23 protein-coding genes are annotated in these 23,330 nt (G+C 47.8%); 13 read left to right on the top strand and 10 right to left on the bottom strand.

The annotated features are described in order from the left end of the window. Positions 1-137: 137 nt before the first annotated feature. The 3 genes from JOY44_RS00555 to JOY44_RS00545 form a co-directional block, all read right to left on the bottom strand. Positions 138-1,793, bottom strand: a complete 1,656-nt coding sequence (locus JOY44_RS00555) for an NAD(P)H-hydrate dehydratase (protein WP_197984850.1) — start codon at positions 1,791-1,793, stop codon at positions 138-140. Beyond that, a complete protein-coding gene (locus JOY44_RS00550) occupies positions 1,790-2,548 on the bottom strand; it encodes a hypothetical protein (RefSeq protein ID WP_171571865.1) in 759 nt (252 codons plus the stop codon). Before JOY44_RS00550 ends, JOY44_RS00555 begins: the two co-directional genes overlap by 4 nt. Positions 2,549-2,684: 136 nt before the next feature. Beyond that, positions 2,685-3,476, bottom strand: a complete 792-nt coding sequence (locus tag JOY44_RS00545) for a glutathione S-transferase family protein (RefSeq protein ID WP_171571864.1) — start codon at positions 3,474-3,476, stop codon at positions 2,685-2,687. A gap of 170 nt (positions 3,477-3,646) precedes the next feature. On the opposite strand from JOY44_RS00545, the gene JOY44_RS00540 reads away from it, so the two are divergent. From JOY44_RS00540 to hemB, 3 genes are all read left to right on the top strand, one after another. Beyond that, positions 3,647-3,907: a MoaD/ThiS family protein gene (locus JOY44_RS00540; RefSeq protein WP_171571863.1), complete on the top strand. Its 261-nt coding sequence runs from the start codon at positions 3,647-3,649 to the stop codon at positions 3,905-3,907. Positions 3,908-3,976: 69 nt separating this feature from the next. Then, entirely contained in the window at positions 3,977-4,402 is a 426-nt protein-coding gene (locus JOY44_RS00535) for an MAPEG family protein (RefSeq protein WP_171571862.1), read from the top strand. Between the two features lie 216 nt (positions 4,403-4,618). Next, positions 4,619-5,602 carry a porphobilinogen synthase gene (gene hemB, locus JOY44_RS00530; protein WP_171571861.1) on the top strand — a complete coding sequence of 328 codons (984 nt, stop codon included), beginning with the start codon at positions 4,619-4,621 and terminating at the stop codon, positions 5,600-5,602. 58 nt (positions 5,603-5,660) lie between these two features. Here hemB and JOY44_RS00525 read toward each other — a convergent pair whose 3' ends face one another. Next, positions 5,661-6,497 (bottom strand): DUF2993 domain-containing protein, encoded by an 837-nt coding sequence (locus JOY44_RS00525; RefSeq protein WP_171571860.1) that lies wholly within the window; start codon positions 6,495-6,497, stop codon positions 5,661-5,663. 308 nt (positions 6,498-6,805) lie between these two features. On the opposite strand from JOY44_RS00525, the gene JOY44_RS00520 reads away from it, so the two are divergent. Both JOY44_RS00520 and JOY44_RS00515 read left to right on the top strand, forming a co-directional pair. After that, positions 6,806-8,404 carry a DUF4912 domain-containing protein gene (locus tag JOY44_RS00520; protein ID WP_171571859.1) on the top strand — a complete coding sequence of 533 codons (1,599 nt, stop codon included), beginning with the start codon at positions 6,806-6,808 and terminating at the stop codon, positions 8,402-8,404. 170 nt (positions 8,405-8,574) lie between these two features. Further along, positions 8,575-9,171: a hypothetical protein gene (locus tag JOY44_RS00515; RefSeq protein WP_197984849.1), complete on the top strand. Its 597-nt coding sequence runs from the start codon at positions 8,575-8,577 to the stop codon at positions 9,169-9,171. On the opposite strand, the gene JOY44_RS00510 is transcribed toward JOY44_RS00515, so the two are convergent. Further along, the gene (locus JOY44_RS00510) at positions 9,107-10,171 is read right to left on the bottom strand and encodes an IS4 family transposase (RefSeq protein ID WP_171571858.1); all 1,065 of its coding nucleotides are present in this window, start codon (positions 10,169-10,171) and stop codon (positions 9,107-9,109) included. The genes JOY44_RS00515 and JOY44_RS00510 overlap by 65 nt on opposite strands. A 243-nt stretch (positions 10,172-10,414) precedes the next feature. Here JOY44_RS00510 and JOY44_RS00505 point away from each other — a divergent pair, with 243 nt between their 5' ends. Further along, positions 10,415-12,166, top strand: coding sequence for an AAA family ATPase (locus JOY44_RS00505; protein WP_197984848.1), 1,752 nt, complete (start codon positions 10,415-10,417; stop codon positions 12,164-12,166). A 266-nt stretch (positions 12,167-12,432) separates the two neighbouring features. Continuing rightward, positions 12,433-13,521 (top strand): mannose-1-phosphate guanylyltransferase, encoded by a 1,089-nt coding sequence (locus JOY44_RS00500; protein WP_171571857.1) that lies wholly within the window; start codon positions 12,433-12,435, stop codon positions 13,519-13,521. A gap of 55 nt (positions 13,522-13,576) precedes the next feature. Here the strand turns inward: JOY44_RS00500 and hemW are convergent, their stop codons facing one another. After that, positions 13,577-14,803 (bottom strand): radical SAM family heme chaperone HemW, encoded by a 1,227-nt coding sequence (gene hemW / locus JOY44_RS00495; protein WP_171571856.1) that lies wholly within the window; start codon positions 14,801-14,803, stop codon positions 13,577-13,579. A gap of 186 nt (positions 14,804-14,989) precedes the next feature. Here hemW and JOY44_RS00490 point away from each other — a divergent pair, with 186 nt between their 5' ends. Both JOY44_RS00490 and JOY44_RS00485 read left to right on the top strand, forming a co-directional pair. Continuing rightward, positions 14,990-16,072: a PIN/TRAM domain-containing protein gene (locus tag JOY44_RS00490; protein ID WP_171571855.1), complete on the top strand. Its 1,083-nt coding sequence runs from the start codon at positions 14,990-14,992 to the stop codon at positions 16,070-16,072. Between the two features lie 2 nt (positions 16,073-16,074). Further along, positions 16,075-16,257 carry a hypothetical protein gene (locus JOY44_RS00485; protein ID WP_171571854.1) on the top strand — a complete coding sequence of 61 codons (183 nt, stop codon included), beginning with the start codon at positions 16,075-16,077 and terminating at the stop codon, positions 16,255-16,257. A gap of 72 nt (positions 16,258-16,329) precedes the next feature. On the opposite strand, the gene JOY44_RS00480 is transcribed toward JOY44_RS00485, so the two are convergent. After that, positions 16,330-17,574: a vWA domain-containing protein gene (locus tag JOY44_RS00480; protein WP_171571853.1), complete on the bottom strand. Its 1,245-nt coding sequence runs from the start codon at positions 17,572-17,574 to the stop codon at positions 16,330-16,332. Positions 17,575-17,766: 192 nt separating this feature from the next. Between JOY44_RS00480 and JOY44_RS00475 the strand changes: the two genes are divergently transcribed. The 4 genes from JOY44_RS00475 (at position 17,767) to JOY44_RS00460 (ending at position 20,547) form a co-directional block, all read left to right on the top strand. Beyond that, entirely contained in the window at positions 17,767-18,462 is a 696-nt protein-coding gene (locus JOY44_RS00475; RefSeq protein WP_171571852.1) for an ATP-dependent Clp protease proteolytic subunit, read from the top strand. A 44-nt stretch (positions 18,463-18,506) separates the two neighbouring features. Then, a complete protein-coding gene (locus JOY44_RS00470; RefSeq protein WP_171571851.1) occupies positions 18,507-19,103 on the top strand; it encodes an ATP-dependent Clp protease proteolytic subunit in 597 nt (198 codons plus the stop codon). Between the two features lie 47 nt (positions 19,104-19,150). Next, positions 19,151-19,801, top strand: a complete 651-nt coding sequence (locus JOY44_RS00465) for a J domain-containing protein (protein WP_245404898.1) — start codon at positions 19,151-19,153, stop codon at positions 19,799-19,801. 296 nt (positions 19,802-20,097) lie between these two features. Next, on the top strand, positions 20,098-20,547 hold the full coding sequence (locus JOY44_RS00460; protein ID WP_171571849.1) for an ATP-binding protein: 450 nt from the start codon (positions 20,098-20,100) through the stop codon (positions 20,545-20,547). 45 nt (positions 20,548-20,592) lie between these two features. Here the strand turns inward: JOY44_RS00460 and JOY44_RS00455 are convergent, their stop codons facing one another. The 3 genes from JOY44_RS00455 to lgt all read right to left on the bottom strand — a co-directional run bounded on the left by JOY44_RS00455 (position 20,593) and on the right by lgt (position 23,200). Beyond that, a complete protein-coding gene (locus JOY44_RS00455) occupies positions 20,593-21,288 on the bottom strand; it encodes a GvpL/GvpF family gas vesicle protein (RefSeq protein ID WP_171571848.1) in 696 nt (231 codons plus the stop codon). 12 nt (positions 21,289-21,300) lie between these two features. Then, positions 21,301-22,140, bottom strand: a complete 840-nt coding sequence (gene cobM / locus JOY44_RS00450) for a precorrin-4 C(11)-methyltransferase (RefSeq protein WP_171571847.1) — start codon at positions 22,138-22,140, stop codon at positions 21,301-21,303. Between the two features lie 175 nt (positions 22,141-22,315). After that, entirely contained in the window at positions 22,316-23,200 is an 885-nt protein-coding gene (lgt, locus tag JOY44_RS00445; RefSeq protein WP_171571846.1) for a prolipoprotein diacylglyceryl transferase, read from the bottom strand. Between the last annotated feature and the right edge of the window lie 130 nt (positions 23,201-23,330).

Genomic DNA, 23,330 nt, shown 5'->3' with positions numbered 1-23,330 from the left:
TTTGCGTATGTGCCTGTCACTCAGCGCCCCAATAACAAATGTCTTGAGTTGTAGCCTGAAGTCCTGATTGAATTCTAAACTCCGCTCTGATATTGCAAATGATTTAGGGTACAACAACTACCCGCGATCGCCCGATATTAGCGCTTCTGCCAAATTTTTGAGAGGTATTGGGTCAAGGTGTATGCATCCACGCCTAGTTCTGTACGCTCTTGAGCTGCCAAAATTCCGGCTTGGGCGTGCCACCATGTCGCGGCTTGTACAAGACAGGTTACGGGTGTCAGAGGTTGATTGTCAGGGACTGGAGTTGGATGATCTTCTCTTTGTAAAATTTCTGATAGCTGTAGCCGTTGCAGCCGTTGGAGCATGGAAGTCTGGGCGAAGTGCTGGGCTAAAAGTCCGCCGAGCAAGCCCGTGAAAACATCGCCACTGCCACCGCGAGCAAGAGCTGAAGTGCTGTCGGGATTGATCCAGGTGGTGTGAGTGTTGGAAATAATGGTGCGAGCACCTTTGAGCAAGACGATCGCCCCGGTTTGGGTGCTGGCTTGCTGAGTGGGTGTAATCCGACAGGTTGGGTTTTCAGAAAGATCGGGAAACACAAGATCGGGAAACAGGCGTTTGAATTCTCCCCAGTGGGGGGTAAGAACGGTTACTGTTGATCGCCGCTGCAAGGTGGGCACTGTGCCTATACTGGCAAGATAATTTAGCCCATCGGCATCGAGCAGTAAAGGGCGATCGCTGTCCAATACGCGCTGCACGATAGCACCCGCGTCGCTGGTTAAACCGGGACCACAGGCAATCGCCTTATAGTTCTCTAGATCATCTAGAGGGAGGTGAGCGATTGCACCCGATTCCGTTTCGGGACAGCCTATAATCAGCGCTTCCGGTAGCTGTGCAGTCAAAATCGGCTTAATTGATTCAGGCACTGCAATGGATAGCATCCCGACCCCACTGGCACGCGCACCCAATCCCGCCAAAATCGCCGCACCAGCATACCGCCGGGAGCCACAGATCAGCAGCAGGTGCCCCATTGTGTACTTGTGGGCCGTAGCAGAGCGATGTAGAGGAAGATGAGCGATCGCGCTGTCTGCTGTAATCCGCTGCACTTTGGGCAACTCACCCACTATTGCCCACACATCCGCTAGGGGCAAATCAAAATCAATCAGTTCTGCCTTGCCGACAAACTTGAGCGCATGATCTTGCAGCAAACCCTGTTTCCACAAGCCTAAACATAAGGTATGAGTCGCTTGAATCGCGGTTCCTAAAGCCTGCCCTGTATCGGTATGCAATCCTGACGGGACATCAATGCTGATAACAGGTTTCATCCAAGTATTGACTTGATTGATTATTGCAGCAAGATCGGTCGATAGCTCTCGATCTAACCCGACGCCAAAAAATGCATCAATCAGCAGGTCACAGTCTTGCAGGGCACCAACCTGATCAACAAAAGGAATTCCTAAGCGTTGGCAGTAGTTTGCATGACATCCAGTTAATTCCTTTAGCTCGGTTGAAGAGCGGTAAATCGAAACGGAGTAACCGCGAAAGTTTAGCTCCCGTGCTACGACTAACCCATCGCCGCCATTATGCCCCGACCCAACCAATACCCCAATTTGCACTGTTAGATCGGGATACAGGTCGGCAATCCGATGCACGATCGCGATCGCAACCTTTTCCATCAGTGCTGCCACAGGCATTCCGGCTGCAAAAATGCGCTTTTCCACCTGCCGCATTTCCTCAGCCGTAACCACGATCTGCTGAATCGCCTGCTGCCGCTGAGAAAGAGACTGCCGCATCATCTCGAATAAAACACTCGTGCATCCATACCGCCACTGCGGAGATAGCTACTCACGCTTTCTGCTTCTCCCTGTTGGGTAAAGGGTCCAACCGCAACGTGAGGACCATTGGGCGATCGCTTAGTTTGAATTGCCTCTGGGCGAACTCCCATTGTCATCATTTTGTTTGTAATCATGCCGTAGTTGGATGGAGGCGTGGGAACGACCACTTGATAAAAAGGAACCCTTGGCAAATCGGCATTCATAGCGTTAGGATTCATGCCCATGGCTGAATTAGGATAGGCATTGGGGTAAGTTGTGGGCATTACCTGGCTTGGGAAGCCTACTGTTGCTGTCACTACTTGAGCACCAATTCCCTGCTGATTTAAAACCGCTACACGCTGTTGAGCTTCTGGTGCGGTACTAAATACGCCTGCCTGAACCACTCTTTTCCCTTGATATTCCCGCACAAAAGAAGCAGCATCCACGCGCTGAATTTGTTGCAATAAGTAAGGGCTATCTCCATTCACCAACACTTGATAGCTTGGAGCAGTGCTCTGAGCTTGAGCAGGTGCTTGAAAAATAGCTTCCTGCGGTGCGCCCATCATTCCCGGCATAGGATTGACAGGCTGCAAGGAAGGCAAGGGAACCAGATTGGGCACCGATGGCGGCGGCGGTAATGCCTGCTGAGCAATGCTTGATGGAATCACGAGCAACGACCCCGCGATCGCGCCTCCAAAGATTAACCCAATCGCGTTTCTGTGTTGTTGCGCTGCCATACCATAACCCCCAGTTGTCAGGCTTTATGGAATGCATGTTACATGCAGAATTTAGAATTGAAGCAATAAAAAGTTGAGCAATGGTGCGACATACAAAGCAACAGTTATCGCTGTCCGCTCCTGACTCTCGACTTCCCTAATCGATATTGATCGATGTTGGGCGCGCTCCACTAGAAGCCATCCCAATCAGTGGTTTCCGATAGTCGGAATAGAGTTTATCGCGCCAATCAAAAAATGGTTTAAAGGTGCCAATGTCAGCGATACCTGTTACTCCTTTACCCTTAAGAGCCTCAGGAATGTTGAGATAGTTACCTTCAGGAAATTTGACATACATTGTTAACCCAGCAACGGCAAAATCTGCCAGGGTTGGGTGATCAGTCACTAGATAGGGTTGGTCTAGCAGGATGAAGCACAAAGCGGCAAGGTCACGCTTCATGGCATCATGAGCCGCTTTAATGGTATCGGGACCAAGACCTACGCCAAAACCAAGAAAGCTAAATAAATCATTGGGGACTGAACTTACCAAATTTTTGAGGAAATCAGGCGTATTAGAGGGAAGGGCGGCTGTGCGGAAGCTTTGATCTTGCCCTAGGGAACCAATCAGGCATTTACGAGCATTCAACCCGATGGATTCATCTGCCCATTGCTCCATCATCAAGCACAATCCGCGTAGCTTCGGATCGTGAGGAATAATCGGTTTGTCGGGATAGTGTTTGTCTAAATATTCTGCGATTGCAGTGGAATCTGCGATAACTTCATTGCCGTCTTTTAGCACAGGTACTTGCCGTTGCCCTGACTTTTGCATCAGATCCAACTGACCCATCCCAGGAGTGACATTAATTTTGCGATACTCCAATCCTTTGTAGTCCAGAATTAGGCGAATTTTTTCGACATAATGAGACATCTCAAATTGGTATAGCTCTAGCATTTACCTTTCCTCTAATACAGACGGCGGCTCTGATACTCTAGCGCCAAACCCTTGCAAAGGGTGAGTCATGCTAGTCACTCTTTAGATAGATTCTCAGCAAAATATGTTTCGAGTTTTGCTCCACCTGTATACTCCTCTTAAAATTGGAATTTCGCTGTCCTTTCACTCCTATGTCTGATTCCACCATTGCGGTCACAGTCAAGCTATTTGCGGCATATCAAGAGGTTTGTGGAGTGTCTGACTTGAAGCTTGAGTTGCCTACAGGCACGAGGGTCGAAGCGGTGCGCGATCGCTTGATTGCCGCCCATCCTCAACTGGCTCAGTGGCAGGAGGTCACGCGATTTGGCGTAAATTTGCAATTTGTCCCACCTGAAACCGTTTTGCAATCAGGCGATGAAGTGGTTCTCATTCCTCCGGTTAGTGGTGGATAGTGTTGTCGTATCTCAACATCCTCTATCTGCCAGTACGCTAGAAGTGTTGCTACTAATTTGCATAGAACTATGACTCTTCCTCAGCTTCCAATTTCTACGCCTGCTGCATTGCTTTATGGCATTGTTGCAGCGGCCGCATTGATTTATTTGCCCTTTTTCCTGGTCGCTGCTGGTCGCGTTCAAGTTGGGTTTCAGGCTTTTGAAACTCCTCGTGCGCTAGTTGATAAATTGCCGATCTATGCTCAACGGGCAACCTGGGCCCATCAAAATGCCTTTGAAGCCTTTATGTTATTTACGGCAGCAGCGCTGATGACATATATGACTCAGGTGACCTCTCCCAGTGCGGCGTGGGCTGCGATCGCCTTTGTCATCGCCCGCACTTTCTATCCGCTCTTTTATGTTCTAAATTTTGTCCCAGGGCGATCGCTGATGTTTGCAACGGGTTCCTTCAGCATCTTTACACTGTTTATTCTCAGCCTGAAGCAGCTAGGTTAGGAGTTCGGGGTTCGGAGTTCGGGGTTCGGAGTTAGATGAAAGCCTTTCTCCATCTGTCGTTTGTACTCTGCCCTATTCGCTGCACTCTGTACTCCGCACTTCGTGGCTCCGCACTCCGTACTTTCCTCGGCTGCAACACAACGTAACGTAAGGGATCAATGGTTCCGCAGCAGAACGTTTTAGACTTTTAAGAACTGATGCATCCTTTGTTTAATTATGTTTCCAGTTCATCGTCCTCGTCGTCTTCGTAGCCATCCTCAGCTTCGTCGCATGGTGCGTGAAACAGTACTAACGACCAGCGACTTTATCTATCCGCTGTTTGCAGTCCCAGGTGAGGCGATCGCCAAAGAAGTGAAATCTATGCCGGGAGTCTTTCAGCTTTCGGTAGACAAAATTGTTGAAGAAGCCAAGGAAGTGTATGACTTGGGCATTCCCGGTATCATTTTATTTGGCATTCCCGCCGACAAAGATGACGATGCCACGGGTGCTTGGCATGATTGCGGCATTGTGCAAAAAGCAGCCACTGCGGTTAAGGAAGCGGTTCCTGACCTGATCGTGATTGCAGATACCTGCTTGTGTGAATATACTGCCCATGGACACTGCGGCTATTTGGAAGTGGGCGACTTAACAGGGCGGGTACTCAACGACCCCACCTTAGAACTCCTGAAAAAAACTGCTGTTTCTCAAGCAAAAGCAGGCGCAGATATTATTGCTCCCTCCGGCATGATGGATGGCTTTGTTCAGGCTGTGCGTGAAGGGCTGGATGCAGCAGGCTTTCAAGATACGCCGATTATGTCCTATGCGGCAAAATATGCTTCGGCGTACTATGGTCCGTTCCGGGATGCGGCAGATTCTACGCCTCAATTTGGCGATCGCCGCACCTATCAAATGGACCCAGGTAACGCACGCGAAGCCCTCAAAGAAATTGAATTGGATATTGCTGAAGGCGCAGACATGCTAATGGTTAAGCCTGCCCTGTCTTACATGGATATCATTTGGCGTGTGAAAGAAGCTTCTAATCTGCCGGTTGCCGCTTACAACGTTTCAGGTGAATACGCCATGATTAAAGCCGCTGCCCTCAACGGCTGGATTGACGAACAGCGCGTCGTTTTAGAAACCCTCACCAGTTTTAAACGCGCCGGAGCCGACCTCATCCTCACCTATCACGCCAAAGATGCCGCCCGGTGGTTAGGGGCTTAAGCTGGGAATTGCTGTAGGGTGCGTCGCGACTAAGCTCAACGCACCTTAATTCTTTAGGTCAAGCCGGAATAACAGTAATTCGCCCTCGGCATACTATTTTCTCCGGATAAATTGTTAACTCTTCCAAGCAAACCTCTGAGCCAAGATCAAATGTAAAACTGGTTGGCAAATCGGCTAGTGAACTTGGCTCCATTCCCCCTTCTAACTGGCAACGGAACTGATCCAGCCGCAAATGATTGCCCCTTTCAATTACTAGCTGCGTTTGCACCATTAGCGGATACGGCTGACCATCCTGCATCAGCGTTGCATTGAAGATTAATCCGCCTTGTTGCAGATTGACCTGAATATTTTGCAGTTCAGTAGTTTTGGTTGTGTTTCCTGAACTATTATTTCTCTCGTCTTCATGCAGTAAGCCGAGCAAAAAATCGCTGACCGCATTTCCTAATAGCGGAGCATGAAGAGACGTATTTAAATCTGCTTCTGATAGAGTCACAGTGCCGCTAACCGGAAATGGAACGAGCAATCGAAAAGGCTTTCCCCGCAGCACTTGCCCTAGATTGGTCTGAATAGCTTGTGCAGTCACTCGAACTTGGCTGAAGTGTAAACCCTGATAAATTGCTTTATTCGCGGAAGCAATCACCTGATGCAGTGAACCAGATAAAAGCTGTCGATCGCCTGCCTCAATCTCCAGTTCCAGGTCTTCTACTTGGTCAAGCTGCGATCGCAGCCAGAGCTTCACAGCAGGCGACAGCACCCGACTAATCATTCGACTTTGCTTGCGATCGGTGTGATCAGCCCGATCCTTAGGCGCATCACCTAACGCCACAATCTCCGACAAAGGGTTTTGTTCTTGATGTTCGCCACCTGACATCTGAGTACGTTCGTTAAAGATCACACTGTGCCCTCTGAGTATATCGAGTTGTGCCGTTCAATCCGCTTAAATCGAATTGATGATCCCCATTGAGATCAATATGTCAGAAAATCATGACATATTGATCTCTCGATCGCTTAAGCATCCGTTAAACGCTTCAAATTTCTTTGTTCTAGCCCTTGACCCTGATTCGGCTTTCTTGCAACATTGTTTTAACAATTTAATCCTGATGCGTCAAAATACCTGGTTTGCCATCCGGCATTAGTTAGAGATCATAAGTTTTTATAGAAAGTCGTTTTTATCCTTTCGCCTAGTTGGAGCCCCTATCAGCAATGTCTACAGAACGTCTTCCCATTGATGAAATGACGCTACGGCAACTTCGTAGAGTCGCCAGTGAATGTGGTGTTTCTCGCTATAGCCGGATGCGTAAAGATCAGCTATTGGCGGCAATTCAAGCAATTCAAGCAATGCAGCAACAAGGCGCAATTGCAGCTCAACGAGAAAGAGCACCTCAAGAGGTAGTGGAAACTGCCAAATTTAATGTGGGTCAAGATGACCGTACCGGAGGAGCATTAGCATCTGTTGATGAAGGCTTACCTGATTTACCCCAAGGCTATGGCGACAGCCGAATTGTACTCATGCCCCGTGACCCACAGTGGGCGTATACCTACTGGGATATTTCCTTCGCAGCCAAGCAAGAATTACGGCAGCAAGGAGGGCAGCAACTTGCCCTTCGTATTTATGATGTGACCGATGTTAGTCTCCTGGTTCAAGCACCCCATAGCATTCAGGAGTATCCCTGCGATGAGCTAGCGCAGGAATGGTATTTGCCAATTCCCGTTAGCGATCGCGACTATGTAATCGATATTGGCTATCGCTGTGCCGATGGGCGTTGGTTAGTTTTGGCGCGCTCAGCCCCCGTACGGATTCCGCCTATCTATCCATCTGATTGGATTGAAGACTACTTCATCACGGTTCCATGGGAAGAAGAATTGCAGGACAAAACCTATGCTGCTTTGACCGCTCCAGGAAAACGGATGACTGTTAATCCATCGGTTTCTACTTATGAGCCAATCGCTGAATTAACCGAAGTTAAGCAGGCTGATCATATTGCAGGATCGATTTCTATTTATAGCTCCATGCAACAGGCGCAAGTCCCAGGCTCAACTCAACATGTGGCTGGATCAGTTCAACATGTGGCTGGATCAATCCAGCAATCTGTGAGTTCTTATGTGCTGGCTTCTGGCTCTGGTCAATGGGCGGCCCCCGGTGCAGTCACAATGTCCGGAACTGGCATGTCTGGCGTAGGTATAACCATGTCTGGATCTGGCATGACAGCCTCTGGCATTGGCATGACAGCCTCTGGTGTGGGTATGTCTGGGGCTGGCATCTCAGGAGTCGGCATGTCGGGTGTCGGCATGACAGCCTCTGGTGTGGGTATGTCAGGAGTCGGTATGTCGGGTGTCGGCATGTCAGGAGTCGGCATGTCTGGGGCTGGCATGTCAGGAGTCGGTATGTCGGGTGTCGGCATGACAGCCTCTGGTGTGGGTATGTCAGGAGTCGGTATGTCGGGTGTGGGTATGTCAGGAGTCGGCATGTCGGGTGTCGGTATGTCGGGTGTGGGCTTCTCAGCCTCTTTACCCATCAGTCGTCCCCGTCAATTTTGGCTGATTGCAGACGCAGAGTTGATTGTGTATGGAGCTACAGAGCCAGATGCTACGGTGACGGTGGGTGGTCGCCCGATCTCGCTCAACGCGGATGGCACTTTCCGTTTTCAAATGTCTTTCCAGGATGGACTAATTGACTATCCAATCATGGCGGTTGCCGCAGATGGTGAGCAAATGCGAGCAATTCATATGAAATTCAATCGAGAAACTCCAGAGCGCCGGGCTAACACGAAGGAAGACGCGGTTGAGGAATGGATTTCTTAGCTTTTTTTCGTTAAAGTTTCCCTTTACGTTTGCCTCCCCTGACCCCTTTCAGGGGAGTTTTTTATTTTTGGCACTCGCTCTTGCTGATGGTGTTGACCCTGATTATTTAATCCCTACACCTTTCGCTTGATGTAACAGCGATCGCACTGTGCGAATATACTCAAAAACCAATGATCTCAACTGAACTATCTACTCAACTGAGCCAGCTATTTGGAGAAAAGGTCGAAACATTAGCCCCTGGGTCGTGGCAAGTAGATACTCCCGAATTTCGCTTGCTAGTGCTGCTGTCGGATGATCAGTCATGGCTACGCATACTGATAGCGATCGCTCCGGCTCAAGAGGCTCAACCGTTTATTGAGCAACTGATGGAAGATAACTTTGATGTCACTCAAGAAACCCGTTACGCCCTGCAACAAGATGTTTTGTGGGGAGTTTATCAACATAGTTGTGCAGGTTTAAATTCAGAAGATTTTGTCTCCGCCGTGCAACGGCTGCTCCATCTTCGTCAGCGGGGCTTCAGTGATTGCTTTAGCCGCCTCATAGAAGCTAGAGTTCGTCAAATTGTCTATGCTGCTAAACAACAAGGGCAATCTCTCGAAGCAACTTTGCAAACATTAGACCGTTTCTATGAAGAGGGACTGCTGGGCGATATGAAAGCAAGTGCCGAAGCACGGGGAGAAACCCTCAGTGCATGGCGTTACCCTAAGTACAGGACAAAAGTTGTAGGGATTGCACAAAGTCGGACTCATTGGACAAGGATGGATTGAGTACCAAATGGCGCAAATAATCGAACCCTAAGCGAAACAGACTTTTGGCGCGACGACCGTGTTTTTTAATCTTAATGGGCTGCCATTGATGCAACCATAACCCGGTTCGCATCGCCCAACATAAAGCTAAAGTCAACAAGGCAAACAATTTACTCAACCGTTTATCATCGGTAAAGTGCGTCGATTCCAGACAGAACCCGCGAGTTTTGAAAATACCAAACAGCGTTTCAATTCCCCAGCGCAAGGCATAGTCTTTGACCAAATCTTGCGCCTTGAGGGGAGCAATCACCACGAGTAACTCCCCATCATCAAGTCGTAGCGCTTCAACGGCAACTGGGTAGCCCCAGACTCGGCAGGTGCCTGTGAGTTGTTGGGATTGACCGGGTTGCAGATGGGCAAAGACGACTCGCGCCGCCAGCACCCTGCCATCATGCTCAATCTGGTCACTGCTGCGAATCCGTAAGCGAAAGGCGAGGGTAGGTTCGAGTAGAAGATAGCGCACCCAGGCTTGCCCAATGAACTCGCGGTCGGCACACAAGTAGTTCACTCTAGCGGTGGGGAACCGTTTGGCAAAGGTCTCCATTAACCGCATCCGCTCGTCACTGTTGGAATTCCCCCGCTTGTCCAACAGCCACCACAGTACCGGGAAGGCAACTCCTTCATGAACTATGCCCAAAGTCAAAATGTTGTACCACTGAGTGCCAAATTTCCAGGTGGTGCGATCCAGGCTCAACACCCAGTCCTCCGGAATCTGCATCCAACTCACCACGACGCTAGCCAGTTGAGCTTCGTCGAGCGCAAACCCTCGGAAAAATCGCTGCAATCGCTTGTAGCTCGATTCGGGCAATGCCCTACCACCAAAGCCTACACACAGTTCGCTCAAGTTCACTGTCTTGACTTTCAGCAAGGCTAACAAGAACAATGCCAGAAATGAAATCCTCGCTCCGTGCCAGTTCAATTGTTCTTGGAGGACTCGCTTTAATTCGCTATATTGGCTCATAGGGTTTCTCCAGAGTGTGGTAATTCTGATGAAACCCTACCCTGCTCATCCTTTCAAGCTTTTTGTCCCGTACTGAGGGCGTTACCAACTAACGCGGCTATGGGAAGAGATAGGAATTAATCCATAAGGTTCAATCTAGTTTTTCTTGGCAAAAAATAGTACCGATTTAACCTCATCGTTGATAGCGTTTTCAGCAACAGTTATTCCCACAAATTAATTATTTTTTTGCTTTAGGAGATGGAGATGGATACAAGAGAGATTAAGCAAGAAGCCAACAGCTTGTATGCAGAAGTTCTACCTTTGCTGCAAATAAACAAGGAATATGAACGCTCTTTGCTAACGGATTTAGCCCGAATTGTGTTGATTTGTGGACGAAGTAACAATGAGATTACTGCCAATGAACTCCTAGGTTTTATCACGCTGTATGCCTTAATTAAGCAAGATAAAGAACGGCTGAAAGCCGTCTTTGATCAGTGGGAGTTTTTACCGGATGTCCGGCTGAAATATCAAAAGGAAGCTATAAAAATCCTATTGGAACTGCAAAAAGACGCGCCCACAGCTAATAATCTTTCCTTGCCATTGCTGCTGAAAAAAATGGATGAGGAAAAGGGCACAAATTTTCTAAACAAAACAGTAAATAGCTTTTACCGTTTTGCTCAATCTGTTGTAAAGGCAGATGGGAATATCACATTAGAAGAAGCGGGGGCACTAGCAACAATTTGGCAGCTCCTACACACCTACGAAAACTCTGAAAGTGCTTCAAAAACCTCACCTAGCAATCCACAAGAGACGCAGACAAAAGTGACTGATCCGGAAGAGCCGGAAAGCCTAGAAAAGGTTTTAGATGAGCTCAATCAATTGGTTGGAATGACAAATATTAAAGAAGAAATTCGCACATTGACCAATTTTTTGAAGGTGCAAAAAGTTCGTACGGAACGCGGATTAGCAAATACTTCAGTGTCTCTACACTCTGTATTTTCTGGTCCACCAGGAACTGGAAAAACGACGGTTGCTCGATTAACGGGTCGAATCTTTAAAGCACTAGGCTTTTTAAGCAAAGGGCATTTAGTTGAAACCGATCGCGCGGGTATGGTAGCAGAGTTTATTGGTGGCACTGCCAAAAAAGTAGATGAAAAAGTAACATCAGCCTTGGACGGCGTGTTGTTTGTGGATGAGGCTTACGCGCTTGTTCCCACAGATAGCTCGCGCGATTTTGGGCAAGAAGCGGTGGATGTGTTGCTGAAACGGATGGAAGATTATCGCAGTCGCTTAGTGGTGATTGCCGCCGGATACACAGATGAAATGGCGCGATTTGTTGAATCGAATCCTGGATTAAAATCGCGCTTCAATCGCTACTTTTATTTCAATGATTACACGCCCGATGAGCTGGTTGCTATCTTCAAAAAAATGTCCAAAGACAGCCACTTTTTACCCACAGAAGAGGCAAATCAAAAATTGAAAACGTTGCTAATGGAGCTATATGAAAATCGCGATCGCACCTTTGGTAATGCACGGCTGGTACGAAATTTATTTGAGAAAACGATTGAACAGCAGGCAAATCGTTTGGCCGTGATTAATTCATTAACTGATGAAATCTTGACGACCATTTTGCCAGAAGACATTCCAGCGGCAAATGTGGTCGATCCCAGGCAGGCAATGCGCGCGCCGGTTCCAATCACAAACGATGCTGATAGCTCTGCCGCAGAGACTCCGACATCAAGCCCTGAAGCGACGCTAAACCAGTTGACAACGCTGATGCTGCAATCTCTTAAACCCATGGGAGTGGATGCCAAACTGCGAATGATGGGCGATCGCCTCCAGGTCATTTTTGAAGGCGATCCTGCTCCTGATCCCGTGGAAATGTCAGCGTTAACGGTAAGTTTGCTCAAACGAGTGCCCTGGCAAGCCATCAGCCAGATTCAGCTTTATGGGCGGCTACCCAACGCAGACTTCCCCGATTGGAGCCGCGAATTTGACCTCAACGAAGACTCTTAATGTAGCTAGTATTCCCCTCGCTGCTGTATCTTCAAAGTGAAAGCAATCAGATTTATTTGGTGAGTATCTGCGCTGATTGAATTCTAATTTTTCTAAGAGTGTTGATTGCTACTGCTTTATGCACCTAATGTAAAACAGCTTGCAAGTTCAAAGTTGAGATGAAGATTGCTGCGATCGCGCTGTGAAAATGGTTGCAATCTTGTGAACACTAGTGGTGCGCGTCGCGCTCCCCCGGCTAAACCATCCTCTACGTTCGGAGAATTTTCATGAGCACCCCCGCTTTAATCCCTGTAATTTTGGCAGGTGGCAAAGGTGAGCGCTTCTGGCCCCTCAGTCGTCGCAGTCGCCCCAAACAGTTCCTTAGCCTAGATGGCAGCGGTAAAAGCCTGTTGCAGTCAACCGCCGATCGCTTACTAGAAATGGCAGGCAGTTGGGACGCCGTCTGGGTGGTGACTGCCTCTCACTTGGCAGAGCTTGTGCGAGAACAGTTGCCTCAGATGCCAGAAAGCAACCTGTTGATTGAACCCGAAGGTCGAGATACTGCCCCTGCGGTTGCCTGGAGTACCCTGGAAATTGCTCGTCGTCATGGCGATGATGCGGTCGTAGGGTTTTTCCCAGCGGATCACTGGATTGCCGATGAAGCGGCATTTCGAGCCACTCTCGCTGCTGCTGCTGAGCTTGCCCTGAAGGAACCCGCGATCGTCACGTTGGGAATTGCCCCAACCTATCCAGCTACAGGGTATGGCTACATTCAGCAAGGCGAAAAGCAGGGTATTTATGGAGCCGATACTGCAACGAGGGAGGCTGGTTTTGCTGCTTATCGAGTTGATCGCTTTACCGAAAAACCTGATCGCGCCACGGCAGAACAATTTTTGGCAACAGGCAAATTTAGCTGGAACAGCGGCATGTTCGTCTTTCGGGCTGGCGTAGCCCTGGATGAATTGCGAATCCATGCGCCCGAAATTTTGTCTCCTCTAGAGGAAAGCGGCGTGGCGATTTATCCCACCCTTTCCAAGAAAAGCATTGACTATGCCCTGATGGAGAAAACCCAACAGGCATACGTCTTGCCCGTATCTTTTGGCTGGGATGACTTGGGGGATTGGAACGCGATCGATCGCCTGATGAAAAGCGACAAGCCCAACGTGGAACTGGCAACCCATGTCGGCTTGGATACCAGCGGCGCTTTACTTTACACCTCCGATCCAGAAGAAGTCATCGTTACTCTGGGTCTAGAAGATGTCGTCGTGGTGCGAGATGGGAAAGTAACACTGATTGTGAAGAAAGACCGCACCCAGGATATTAAGCAAGTGCTAAAAGAAATTCAAGCAAACCCCGATATGCAAGGGCTATTGTAGGGATCTGGAGTCAAGAATCAGGGGTCAGGCAATAGCTGTATCCCTGTTTTCTTGCCTACTCTTCTTCAAATTCCTCAAATAGATCTGTAAGGACAACATTGGAAAAGAGGAAGCCTTCAGGATTGGTGAGCTTGATTCTTTCGATCGCCGCCATCTCAATTGCGTTTTCTGGCTCAATGGCGACCCATCCAGTTTTGCAATAAGGCTGCAAACGCTGCCACACTCTCGCGATCTCTGCCTCTCCAAATCTTTCCACCAAGGGCGCGATTGCCAATCCCTTCTGCAAGCGTAGCCCCAACATCAGCGTATCCAGTAGCAAATCTAGATTCCCGTTCTCTTGCCTTTCCCCTCCCCCTTGATCTCTAGCCCCTAATTCCACCCACTCATAATACTCCCCAGTTTTTCGGGGGCGGGCAAAGCGATCGCCTGAAATGTAACTGGTTGCGCCCATGCCAAATCCATAAAATGGACGGTTTCCCCAGTAAACAAGGTTGTGGCGACATGGGTAGCCCGGTTTGGCATAGTTAGAAATTTCGTAGTGGCTATAGCCTGCGGTAGTCAAGACTCGATGCGCCGTGCGATACATTTCAGCCGTAGTTTCATCCGAGGGCAATGGTTTGATACCGGGCTTGTATTGCCGACCAAAGGCGGTGACTGACTCCACGGTTAGATCGTAGCAGGAGAGATGAGTAGGAGCGAGGGCGATCGCCTTTTCCAAGTTTGTTTCCCAATCTTCTAGGGTTTGATGCGGCAGTCCAGAAATCAAATCCAGGCTGATGTTGGTGAATCCAGCAGCATGAATATAGCCCAGCGCTCTGTAAATGTCTTCTGTGGTGTGCGATCGCCCAGCGGCTTTCAGTAGATTTTCTTGAAATGCCTGAACACCAACGCTGACTCGATTGACTCCGGCAGCGCGATAGCCAAAAATTTGCGCTTGATCGAATGTACCGGGATCGACTTCCATCGAAATTTCTGCATTTGCGGCAATGCCAAAGCACTGATCTAGCGTTTGCAAAACTTGCTCAACTTGGTCAACTGCTAGTAAGGAGGGAGTTCCACCACCAAAGAAAATGGTGTTAAGTGGTTGGATAGGAATAGAGGCATGAGGCTGCTGCCGAATTTCTTGGCACAGGAACTCCACATATCGCGCGATCGTGCCGGAATTGCTGCCATTGATGCGATCTCCCGTCGTCGGATTCTTATCTCCCACTACCGATACAGGAAAGTCGCAGTAGTAGCAGCGTCGCCGACAGAACGGGATATGAATATAAGCAGATAGCATACTTTTGTCCCAAAGAGAATAGATGGGGAGAGTATAATGAAATATGTCAGCTTGTTAGCGAAGCCAGAATAGTTGCCCGTCCTTTTCCATCTATCATCTATCATGGGCAAATTGGTAATACAGCCCAACTTGGCATTTCCTTGAGCCTTTTGGCATGAGGACCCGTCCTCTAACACACTTGAATCTATGCTAGATGCAATCATAATTATTTCATTCATGCTGTCAGGGGCGGGAATTGGCTTTTATGGCATTGAAGATCTGCCGGCTAGTGTCTTGCAGCAAGTGTCGGACGAGGGCGCGCTCCAGTTTGTCATTGCTGTTTTTGGAGCACTGCTTGGGTTAGTTGTTGGTTTCGCAGTTCAAACTGGTTTTCGGCGGTTAGAGCGTCGAGTCCGCGCTATGCCTGTTGATGTGCTGTTGAGTCGGGCGATCGGCTTGGTACTTGGCTTACTTGTTGCTAATTTGCTGCTAGCTCCAACGTTTTTACTGCCCCTCCCCCCAGAATTTTCATTTATCAAGCCGCTGTTTGCGGTAGTTGGCAGCATCCTATTTGCGGTTTCGGGCACGTCACTGGCAGATACTCACGGACGAGCATTACTAAGGCTAATCAATCCAAACTCGGTTGAAACTCTGCTGTTTGCAGAAGGCACCTTGAAACCTGCTTCGACTAAGTTGCTAGATACCAGTTGTATTATTGACGGTCGGATTGAAGACTTACTCGCAACAGGTTTTTTAGAAGGGCAACTGCTCGTACCTCAGTTTATTTTGCAGGAGTTGCAGCAGGTTGCGGATGCTTCCAACGATCAAAAAAGGGTGCGCGGTCGGCGTGGATTGGATATTTTGAACCGGATGCGGGAATCTTACCCTGATCGCATTGTGATTAACTCTGCTGACTATGATGATGTGCCCACGGTTGATGCCAAACTGGTACGGCTGGCGCAAGAAATCAACGGTACTCTGCTGACGACCGATTACAATCTGAGCAAAGTTGCCACTGTGCAAAAGGTTCAGGTTCTAAATGTGAATGACCTAACTCAAGCAGTGCGCCCTAGCTATTTGCCAGGAGACAGTATTGACTTAAAGATTTTGAAAGAGGGCAAAGAACCGACTCAGGGGATCGGCTACCTGGACGATGGCACGATGGTCGTAGTAGAAGAAGGGCGTAGCTATTTGGGTGGTGGAGAAGTTCAAGTCATTGTCACAAGTGCGCTGCAAACTTCGGCAGGGCGAATGATTTTTGCCCGTCCCAAAGCGTCTTTGGTGGCGTAGAAGTGAGTCGGCGAGTCAGGGAAAAAACCTGCGATCGCTGTACCCAGATATCTCCCATTCTCTACCGCATTCAGCAGGATGCTGCTAAAACTTGGGTATTTGTTTGCCCTGCCTGCTGGGAAAGTGTTAGTCAAGACAATCCGTTTTATGTCTATGGCGGCACTTGGAAGGCGAAGAAGCCTTAAGTACGCTAATAAAGTCTGCGAACTGCACTCGCTCGACAATGCTTTGTCGAAGCCCGTGTTTGTCCACTGCTATTATTCTGCTTGGAGCGTTGTTTTGGACACCATGCGGGTTTTCTTGCGATCGGCTTCTGATAGACCTTCACCGGATTGTAGCCGTGTGGCGTTTTGTTGCAGCACGGTGGCGGCTCCTTCATCGCCCATTTGTAGCGCAGTTTTGGCGGCGGTCTGCATCATTGTCGCCGCACCTGTCATATCACCCTGCCGGAGCCTGCTTTCCGCAATTTTGGTTTGTCGGTATTTTGCCAATGCCAGGATTTGTTGCTGCACTTCGGAGCTGGGGGTGGGCTGAAAGTCGCTGAGATAATCGGCATAAACCGAAATTTTTTCAGAGAGTAACCCCTCGGCGCTGGTAGTGGGGTCATCATAGCGAATCTGTGCCTGGGCGATCGCCTGCGATCCTGCCGCCATTTGATTAAGGTACAGGTTTGCCAAAATGATTCTAGGCACCTCAACCATCAGATCTCCTAATCGCACAATGGACTGTGAGCCTTCGTGCAGCACCGTTAACTCAATCGTGTCGGGTGCCACTTGAGAGATAGGTTTCAGTTCTGCCAACCGCACGCCGGGAGCAAGAGACAACACCAAATGGGCGTTGGTTAACCCAATGGACTGCACGCGGTTTAGCAACCGACTAAACTCTGCCACGGCTTCTTCGGGAGTTTGAATGTAAGACATGGCACCCCCGCCCGCATCAGCAATGCTTTCCAATACATCTTGATTCCAAGCATCGCCTAAACCGAGGGTGTTAATAGTTAGGTTATAGCCCGTTGCCAACTTGGCTAATTTCAAGCAGCGGTCGTTGTCGCCATGCTCATTTTCGCCATCCGTGAGTAGAAATGCCTGCGAAATGGTACCTTGCTTCCCTTTTGCCATTTCTTCAACGCCGAGGCGCAACCCCTCATCGATCGCGGTTCCACCGCTTGCTTTCAGTTGATTAATTTGCAATTTTAAGCTGGCAGGATTATCCACTACTTGGTGGGGTACCAACACTTTCGCTTTGTGATCAAACCCAATAATGGAGATGCGATCGCCCAACGATAATCGATCTACCAATCGCTGAGCCGCTTGGCGAATCGTGTCGATTGGTCGTCCGCTCATAGAACCACTGTGATCCAGAATCAAGCAGAGATTAAGCGGTGCTGTGCGGCTAAATTCATCGGCGATCGCCAACAGTGAAACTGATAACTGTCGCTGACTCAAAGGCTGAGCCACATCCACACTCGCATCGCTGAGGGCAATCTGTAAACCAACTCTCATAATAATGAATTGTCCTGTTGCAGCATTAGATAAAACAAGATTAGGGCTTAAAGGCTGGAATTAGGAGCGTTTAAGGATCAGAAGCTCAATCTAAACTCAAGCATAGGCGAAATGCTGGAATAGCGACTGTCACGCTACTATGAATAAACAGTGCCGTTCTCCTAGGCAAAACATTTCAGGCGATACGCTGCTATGACATCATCTATTCAAGCTGCTCAGTCTCCTTACTATGGTGGAGGAGACTCTTACATGCGGACTCCGCCACCGGATATGCCGTCTCTTCTATTGAAGGAGCGCATCATTTATCTTGGATTGCCCCTTTTTTCATCTGATGATGTGAAGCGGCAAATCGGGATTGATGTGACCGAATTGATCATTGCTCAACTCCTTTACCTTCAGTTTGAAGATCCAGAAAAGCCCATTCGCTTTTACATCAACTCCACCGGCACCTCCTGGTACGATGGCGATGCGATCGGCTACGAAACCGAAGCCTTCGCAATTTGTGACACCCTAAGTTACATCAAACCTCCCGTACACACGATTTGTATTGGTCAAGCATTAGGCACGGCAGCAATTATCTTATCTTCCGGTGCTAAAGGATTCCGTGCCAGCCTACCCCACGCCTCCATTGTTCTAAATCAACCGCGCACGGGCACTCAAGGACAAGCAACGGATATTCAAATTCGAGCAAAAGAAGTGCTGGCGAACAAGCAATCTATGCTGGATATTTTGGCTAAAACCACTGGGCAATCTCCTGAAAAGCTAGCAAAAGACACGGATCGGATGCTTTACATGACGCCACATCAAGCGGTGGAGTATGGGCTGATTGATCGAGTTTTAGAAAGCACAAAAGATATGCCCAAAGAAGTTCTTGCCGCTGCAAGTTAGCATTCTGACTCAAACAATTTTTCTTATTCAAAGGAGTATCTCTTATGCCTATCGGCATCCCTAGTGTTCCCTACCGTCTTCCTGGAAGTACTTACGAGCGCTGGATTGATATTTACACTCGACTAAACCAAGAGCGGATTATTTTTTTAGGACAAGAGGTCACTGATTCGCTGGCAAATTCCACCATTGCAGCAATGCTGTACTTGGATTCAGACGACCAAAACAAGCCTATCTATCTTTACATCAACTCTCCAGGTGGTTCTGTGACGGCTGGCATGGCAATTTACGACACCATGCAGCACATTAAATCTGAAGTCGTCACGATTTGTGTGGGCTTAGCGGCATCAATGGGAGCCTTTTTGCTGACAGCAGGCAGTAAGGGCAAACGATTGGCGCTGCCTCACGCACGTATCATGATTCACCAGCCGCTGGGTGGTACAGGGCGGAGACAAGCTACTGACATTGAAATTGAGGCGAAGGAAATTTTGCGAATTCGCCATGAGCTTAATGGTCTGATGGCAGAGCGGACAGGGCAATCGATCGAAAAAATTCAGAAGGATACCGATCGCGACTATTTCATGTCTGCCCAAGAAGCAAAGGAATACGGCTTGATTGATAGCGTGATTGAAACGGTTAATTAGGAATTATCTTCAGTTTCTTGTCACTAAGTTACCTCAGCAATGGCAGAATGCTTATTATTTTGCTGTTGCTGAGCTTGATGAATTCTATAGAATGCTATCGATTGCTGGGACTTTCCGGTGGGGCTTCCTTTGAGGATGTCAAAGCTGCATATAGAGGTTTGGCAAGAAAATATCATCCCGATGTTAGCTCTGGCGATCAACAAGCAAAAGATAAGTTCATTGAAGTAACCATGGCTTACAAGTGGTTATTAAATACGTTGCCCCGTGAAACGAGCCAACGGCATGATGAACCAATGCCTCCTAATCGTCATACTTCTTCGTCAACTTCAAGCTCTGGAAAGCAGTCTAAACAAACGGTGCAGGTTCAAGTAAACCCATCGCTCTCTCCTTTAGAGCAACAGTTAAAGGCTAGTTCGTACCAACAGTTGCAACAGCTATTGAGGAGTCAAAAATTTCCGAGGGCGATCGCTCTGGTAGAAAGCTTGGCTCAACGAATGTCCCGCGATCCAGAGGTGATTCAATGGCAAGCGATCGTCTATCAGCAGTGGGGTCGTTTTCTGATTCGAGAACATCAGATTGACAAAGCCCGCGTTTATTTAAGAAAAGCTCTACAGACGGATCCACATAATCGCTCGCTATGGGCAGAAGTTGAAAAAGACTTTCGCTATATTGAGCAAATAAAGAAAACTGAGTTCTAAATAAATCGCCCTTTACAACCCTTATGGGACGGTGAGACTTCCTTCCATAGGTGCATTTTCAAAGGGACTTTGATATAATTTAAGTGAAAGGTTGCATTCAGGACTGCGGTTTCACACTTTAAGATTTGCTTTTCAAGCACGATTTCTCTAATTTTTTAAGATTGAGCTCATAAAACTAGATTAGCTAAGAACTTCAGTATTTCTCATGAAGAGTTTACAAACTTGATTTATTGCTAAGGCAGCACTTTTTCATTGAGTTGTCCGTTTGACCTGTTGAGTTTTGCAGGGTTTTTAGAGTGGTAGCTATTTCTTCTCAGTCAGTGAAGCGAAGTTGGAACACGGTTAGCTTTGCTTCAACTCTTTATTTAGTCCCTATTTTGGAGTTGCTGCTAGCAGAAATTCCACCCCAATGGCGACCAGAAGTAAAGCTGGGGTTGCAAGAGGCTTTGGTAAACGCAGCGAAGCATGGGAATAAGCTAGACCCTAGCAAGACGATCTTAGTTCGTTTTTCAATTATCACCGACCAATATTGGTGGATCATTTCAGATGAGGGATCTGGGTTTAGACCACCCCAGTTTTGGGAAATCGGGTTAGATCAAAGTCCAGCTTGCCAAGAGCGAGAATGCGGTCGTGGACTTTATATTCTTCACCAAGTTTTTGATAGAGTGCAGTGGAATCGTCAAGGGACAGAACTCCGCTTATGTAAGCAAGTGCACAATCTATCCAAGTTACCAATGGTGCCTTGATAGGGGTATTCTAATTTTTTACCTGCATAAAAATATCATTTCTGATCACGAATCAACCTTTTTTGTGGAAATGAATGACTCTATGAAGTGGTAAGGCGGCAGAGCGGTTTCAACCGAAAATTGGTAGAGTGTGTAATGTTCTTGCCATATTTTGATCATATTTTGAATAACTTCCTCTTCTGTTTGCTTTGCTAGCAAAAAGAGGATTTTTTCAGTCGTAGCAGTCTCGGTAGATAAGATTGCCGGCCAAAATTGATTAATTATTTCTAGCAGTTGCTCAAATTGAGTCAACTGCAATTGATGCTGGTCCTGTTGCGTTTGTATTTGCTGCTTTCTAGCGAGAAAATAGTTTTTTCCTTTAAGACTCGGTGAAATTGGAGTGTCTAAAATTTCCAAAGGAACGAGTTTCAAGCGATATTCTGCTTTTCCGTTGAAATACTTGAGGTAAGCGAGATAGCGGGATTGATTCGTATTCAGGTCGGCAATGAGCTCTTTCTCTGGAAGAAACGCGCTGAATCGGAGCGGTAGTACGGTTGTTTGTAGAAATAGAGCGCGAATGATGCGATCGTGAGCCAGGATTGCTTGTAAAAGTAGCGTGTCATCCTGTTGTAAAACCTCTAGTTTAAGATTTGGTTCTACAACAATCGATAAAGCTCCATTGCCGATCAGTTGCAAGGTTTCTAGGGTTCCTTCTGGAAGCGTCAAATCTATTTCGGCGTTCACAATGGCATAGGAATGCATTCGTCGAATCCATCAAGAAGGGCGAAAAAGGTGATCGTGTTTTGGATCGTACAAGCGCGATCTCGCTTGTGAAATGGTAGCAGAGGAGGTGTGACTAGCGATCGATGCTGGCACCGTGGCAGCAGCCAAAGCAGGGCTGATAATATACATCGTTGTGCGAATAAAATTTTCTGCCTGGGTCACCTTTGCCATATCTGTCAGCGGCACGAGCAAAATTTTTTCATCCTGCCAACCAATGCGAAAGCAAATTGCAACGAGGGTGTGTGCAGGATAGTGTTGCATTAATCGTTGTTGAGCATCCTCCACGTGTCGAGCGCTGAGATATAAGCAAAGACTTGCCTGATGTGCTGCTAAGCTTGTCAACTCTTCTGACTCGGGTACTTGAGTGCGTCCACTAATGCGGGTCAAAATGATGCTTTGAACGACTCCTGGAACCGTTAGCTCAACTCGCAATTTTGCAGCAGCAGCTTGAAAGGCGCTAATCCCTGGAATAACTTCGAAGGGAATCTCGGCTTCTAACAGGGCTTGCATTTGCTCTTGAACTGCTCCATACAAACAAGGATCGCCTGAATGAAGCCGCACAACTGACTTACCTACCCGCACTCGCGCCACCATCAGTGGTAAAACTTCTTCTAAGGTTGTGTGCGCAGTCTGAATCACCTCGGCATCAAACCGGGCAGATTGCAATATCTGCTTAGGCACCAGTGAATCAGCAAACAGAATAACATCCGCTTGTGCTAATAATCGTTGTGCTTTAACTGTCAGCAGATCTGGATCGCCAGGACCAGCACCGACAATGTAAACGGCAGGCTGAAGCAATTGTTGAATAGGAGTTTTCAACGGACTCGTCATAGATTTTGCAATTTAGATCAAATTTCTCCGGATAGGAGTCTGAATTTTAGAAGAAAGAAGTGGTAGATGCACCCTGATTAAAGCCCTAGAGTTTATCTCTGGGGTTTTCTTTTTTATTGCTTTGAGTAAACACTCAATCTATAAATAATCGACTCAATGCTCAACTTCCTGAATTTTATTGGTTAGAATCACTCAAATCCGTTTTTTGAAGTGCAGCAGGCACCACATCGGGTAGCGATCGCCCCAGCTTGTATAGCCAAATTAATCCAAAAACGCCCACAGTAATTTCAACTAGGCTGATCACTTGAGCAATGCGGAGCGTACCCAACATCAAGCTATCGGTTCGCAATCCTTCAATCCACAGCCGTCCAGAGCTATAAGCAATCAGGTAAACCAAAAACAGCGTTCCTATTTTGAGTTTAAGTTTGCCTTTCAAGTCTCTAAGAAACAGCACTATTAACAGAGTGAAAACCATCAGATTCCACAGCGATTCATATAGAAAAGTGGGATGGTAATACTCGACAGTTTCAAAGCCAACTGGACGGCGATCTCTTGGAATAAACAATCTCCACGGTAAATCTGTCGGACTGCCAAATGCCTCAGAGTTAAAGAAATTGCCCCAGCGTCCAATTGCTTGCCCCAAAATCAACGAAGGCGATACCAGATCAGCTAACTGCCAAAAAGAAATCTGCTTTAAACGCGAAAAAATCAGTGCTGCCAGCAACCCGCCCAGGATGGCTCCATGAATTGCAATGCCCCCTTTCCAAATCGCGATGATTTGCTCAGGATGGTTGGCATACTCTTGCCACTGAAACAGGACATAGTATAAGCGGGCGCTAGGAATAGCAGCAACGACTAGCCAAATCGCCAAATCGGCTATCAACTCTGGATCTACCCGACGGCGGCGCGCTAAATACTGAGATAAGTTCACTCCAATCAATACCGCCGATGCAATTAGCAAGCCATACCAGCGAATCGAAAACCCAGTTCCCTGAAACAAAGGAAGCTCCGACCCTGGCGAAGTAAATTGAAAAGCAGAAAGCAGCAAGGAAGAAACCAAGGGACGTTCTCCTAAGAACGATTGACAGGCAACGGCTGCAAATAACTACCGTGCCACAGACTTGATTCTAAGTTGCTACAGGCGATTTTGGAGGATGCTCCCTCGATTCCCCATGAGGATAAGCTTAATA

This window comes from Leptolyngbya sp. Cla-17 (genome assembly GCF_016807185.1).
Classification (GTDB): Bacteria; Cyanobacteriota; Cyanobacteriia; order Leptolyngbyales; family Leptolyngbyaceae; genus ULC077BIN1.
The sequence above is the reverse complement of the archived record's forward strand: the minus strand, read 5'-3'. Positions and strand labels throughout refer to the sequence as shown.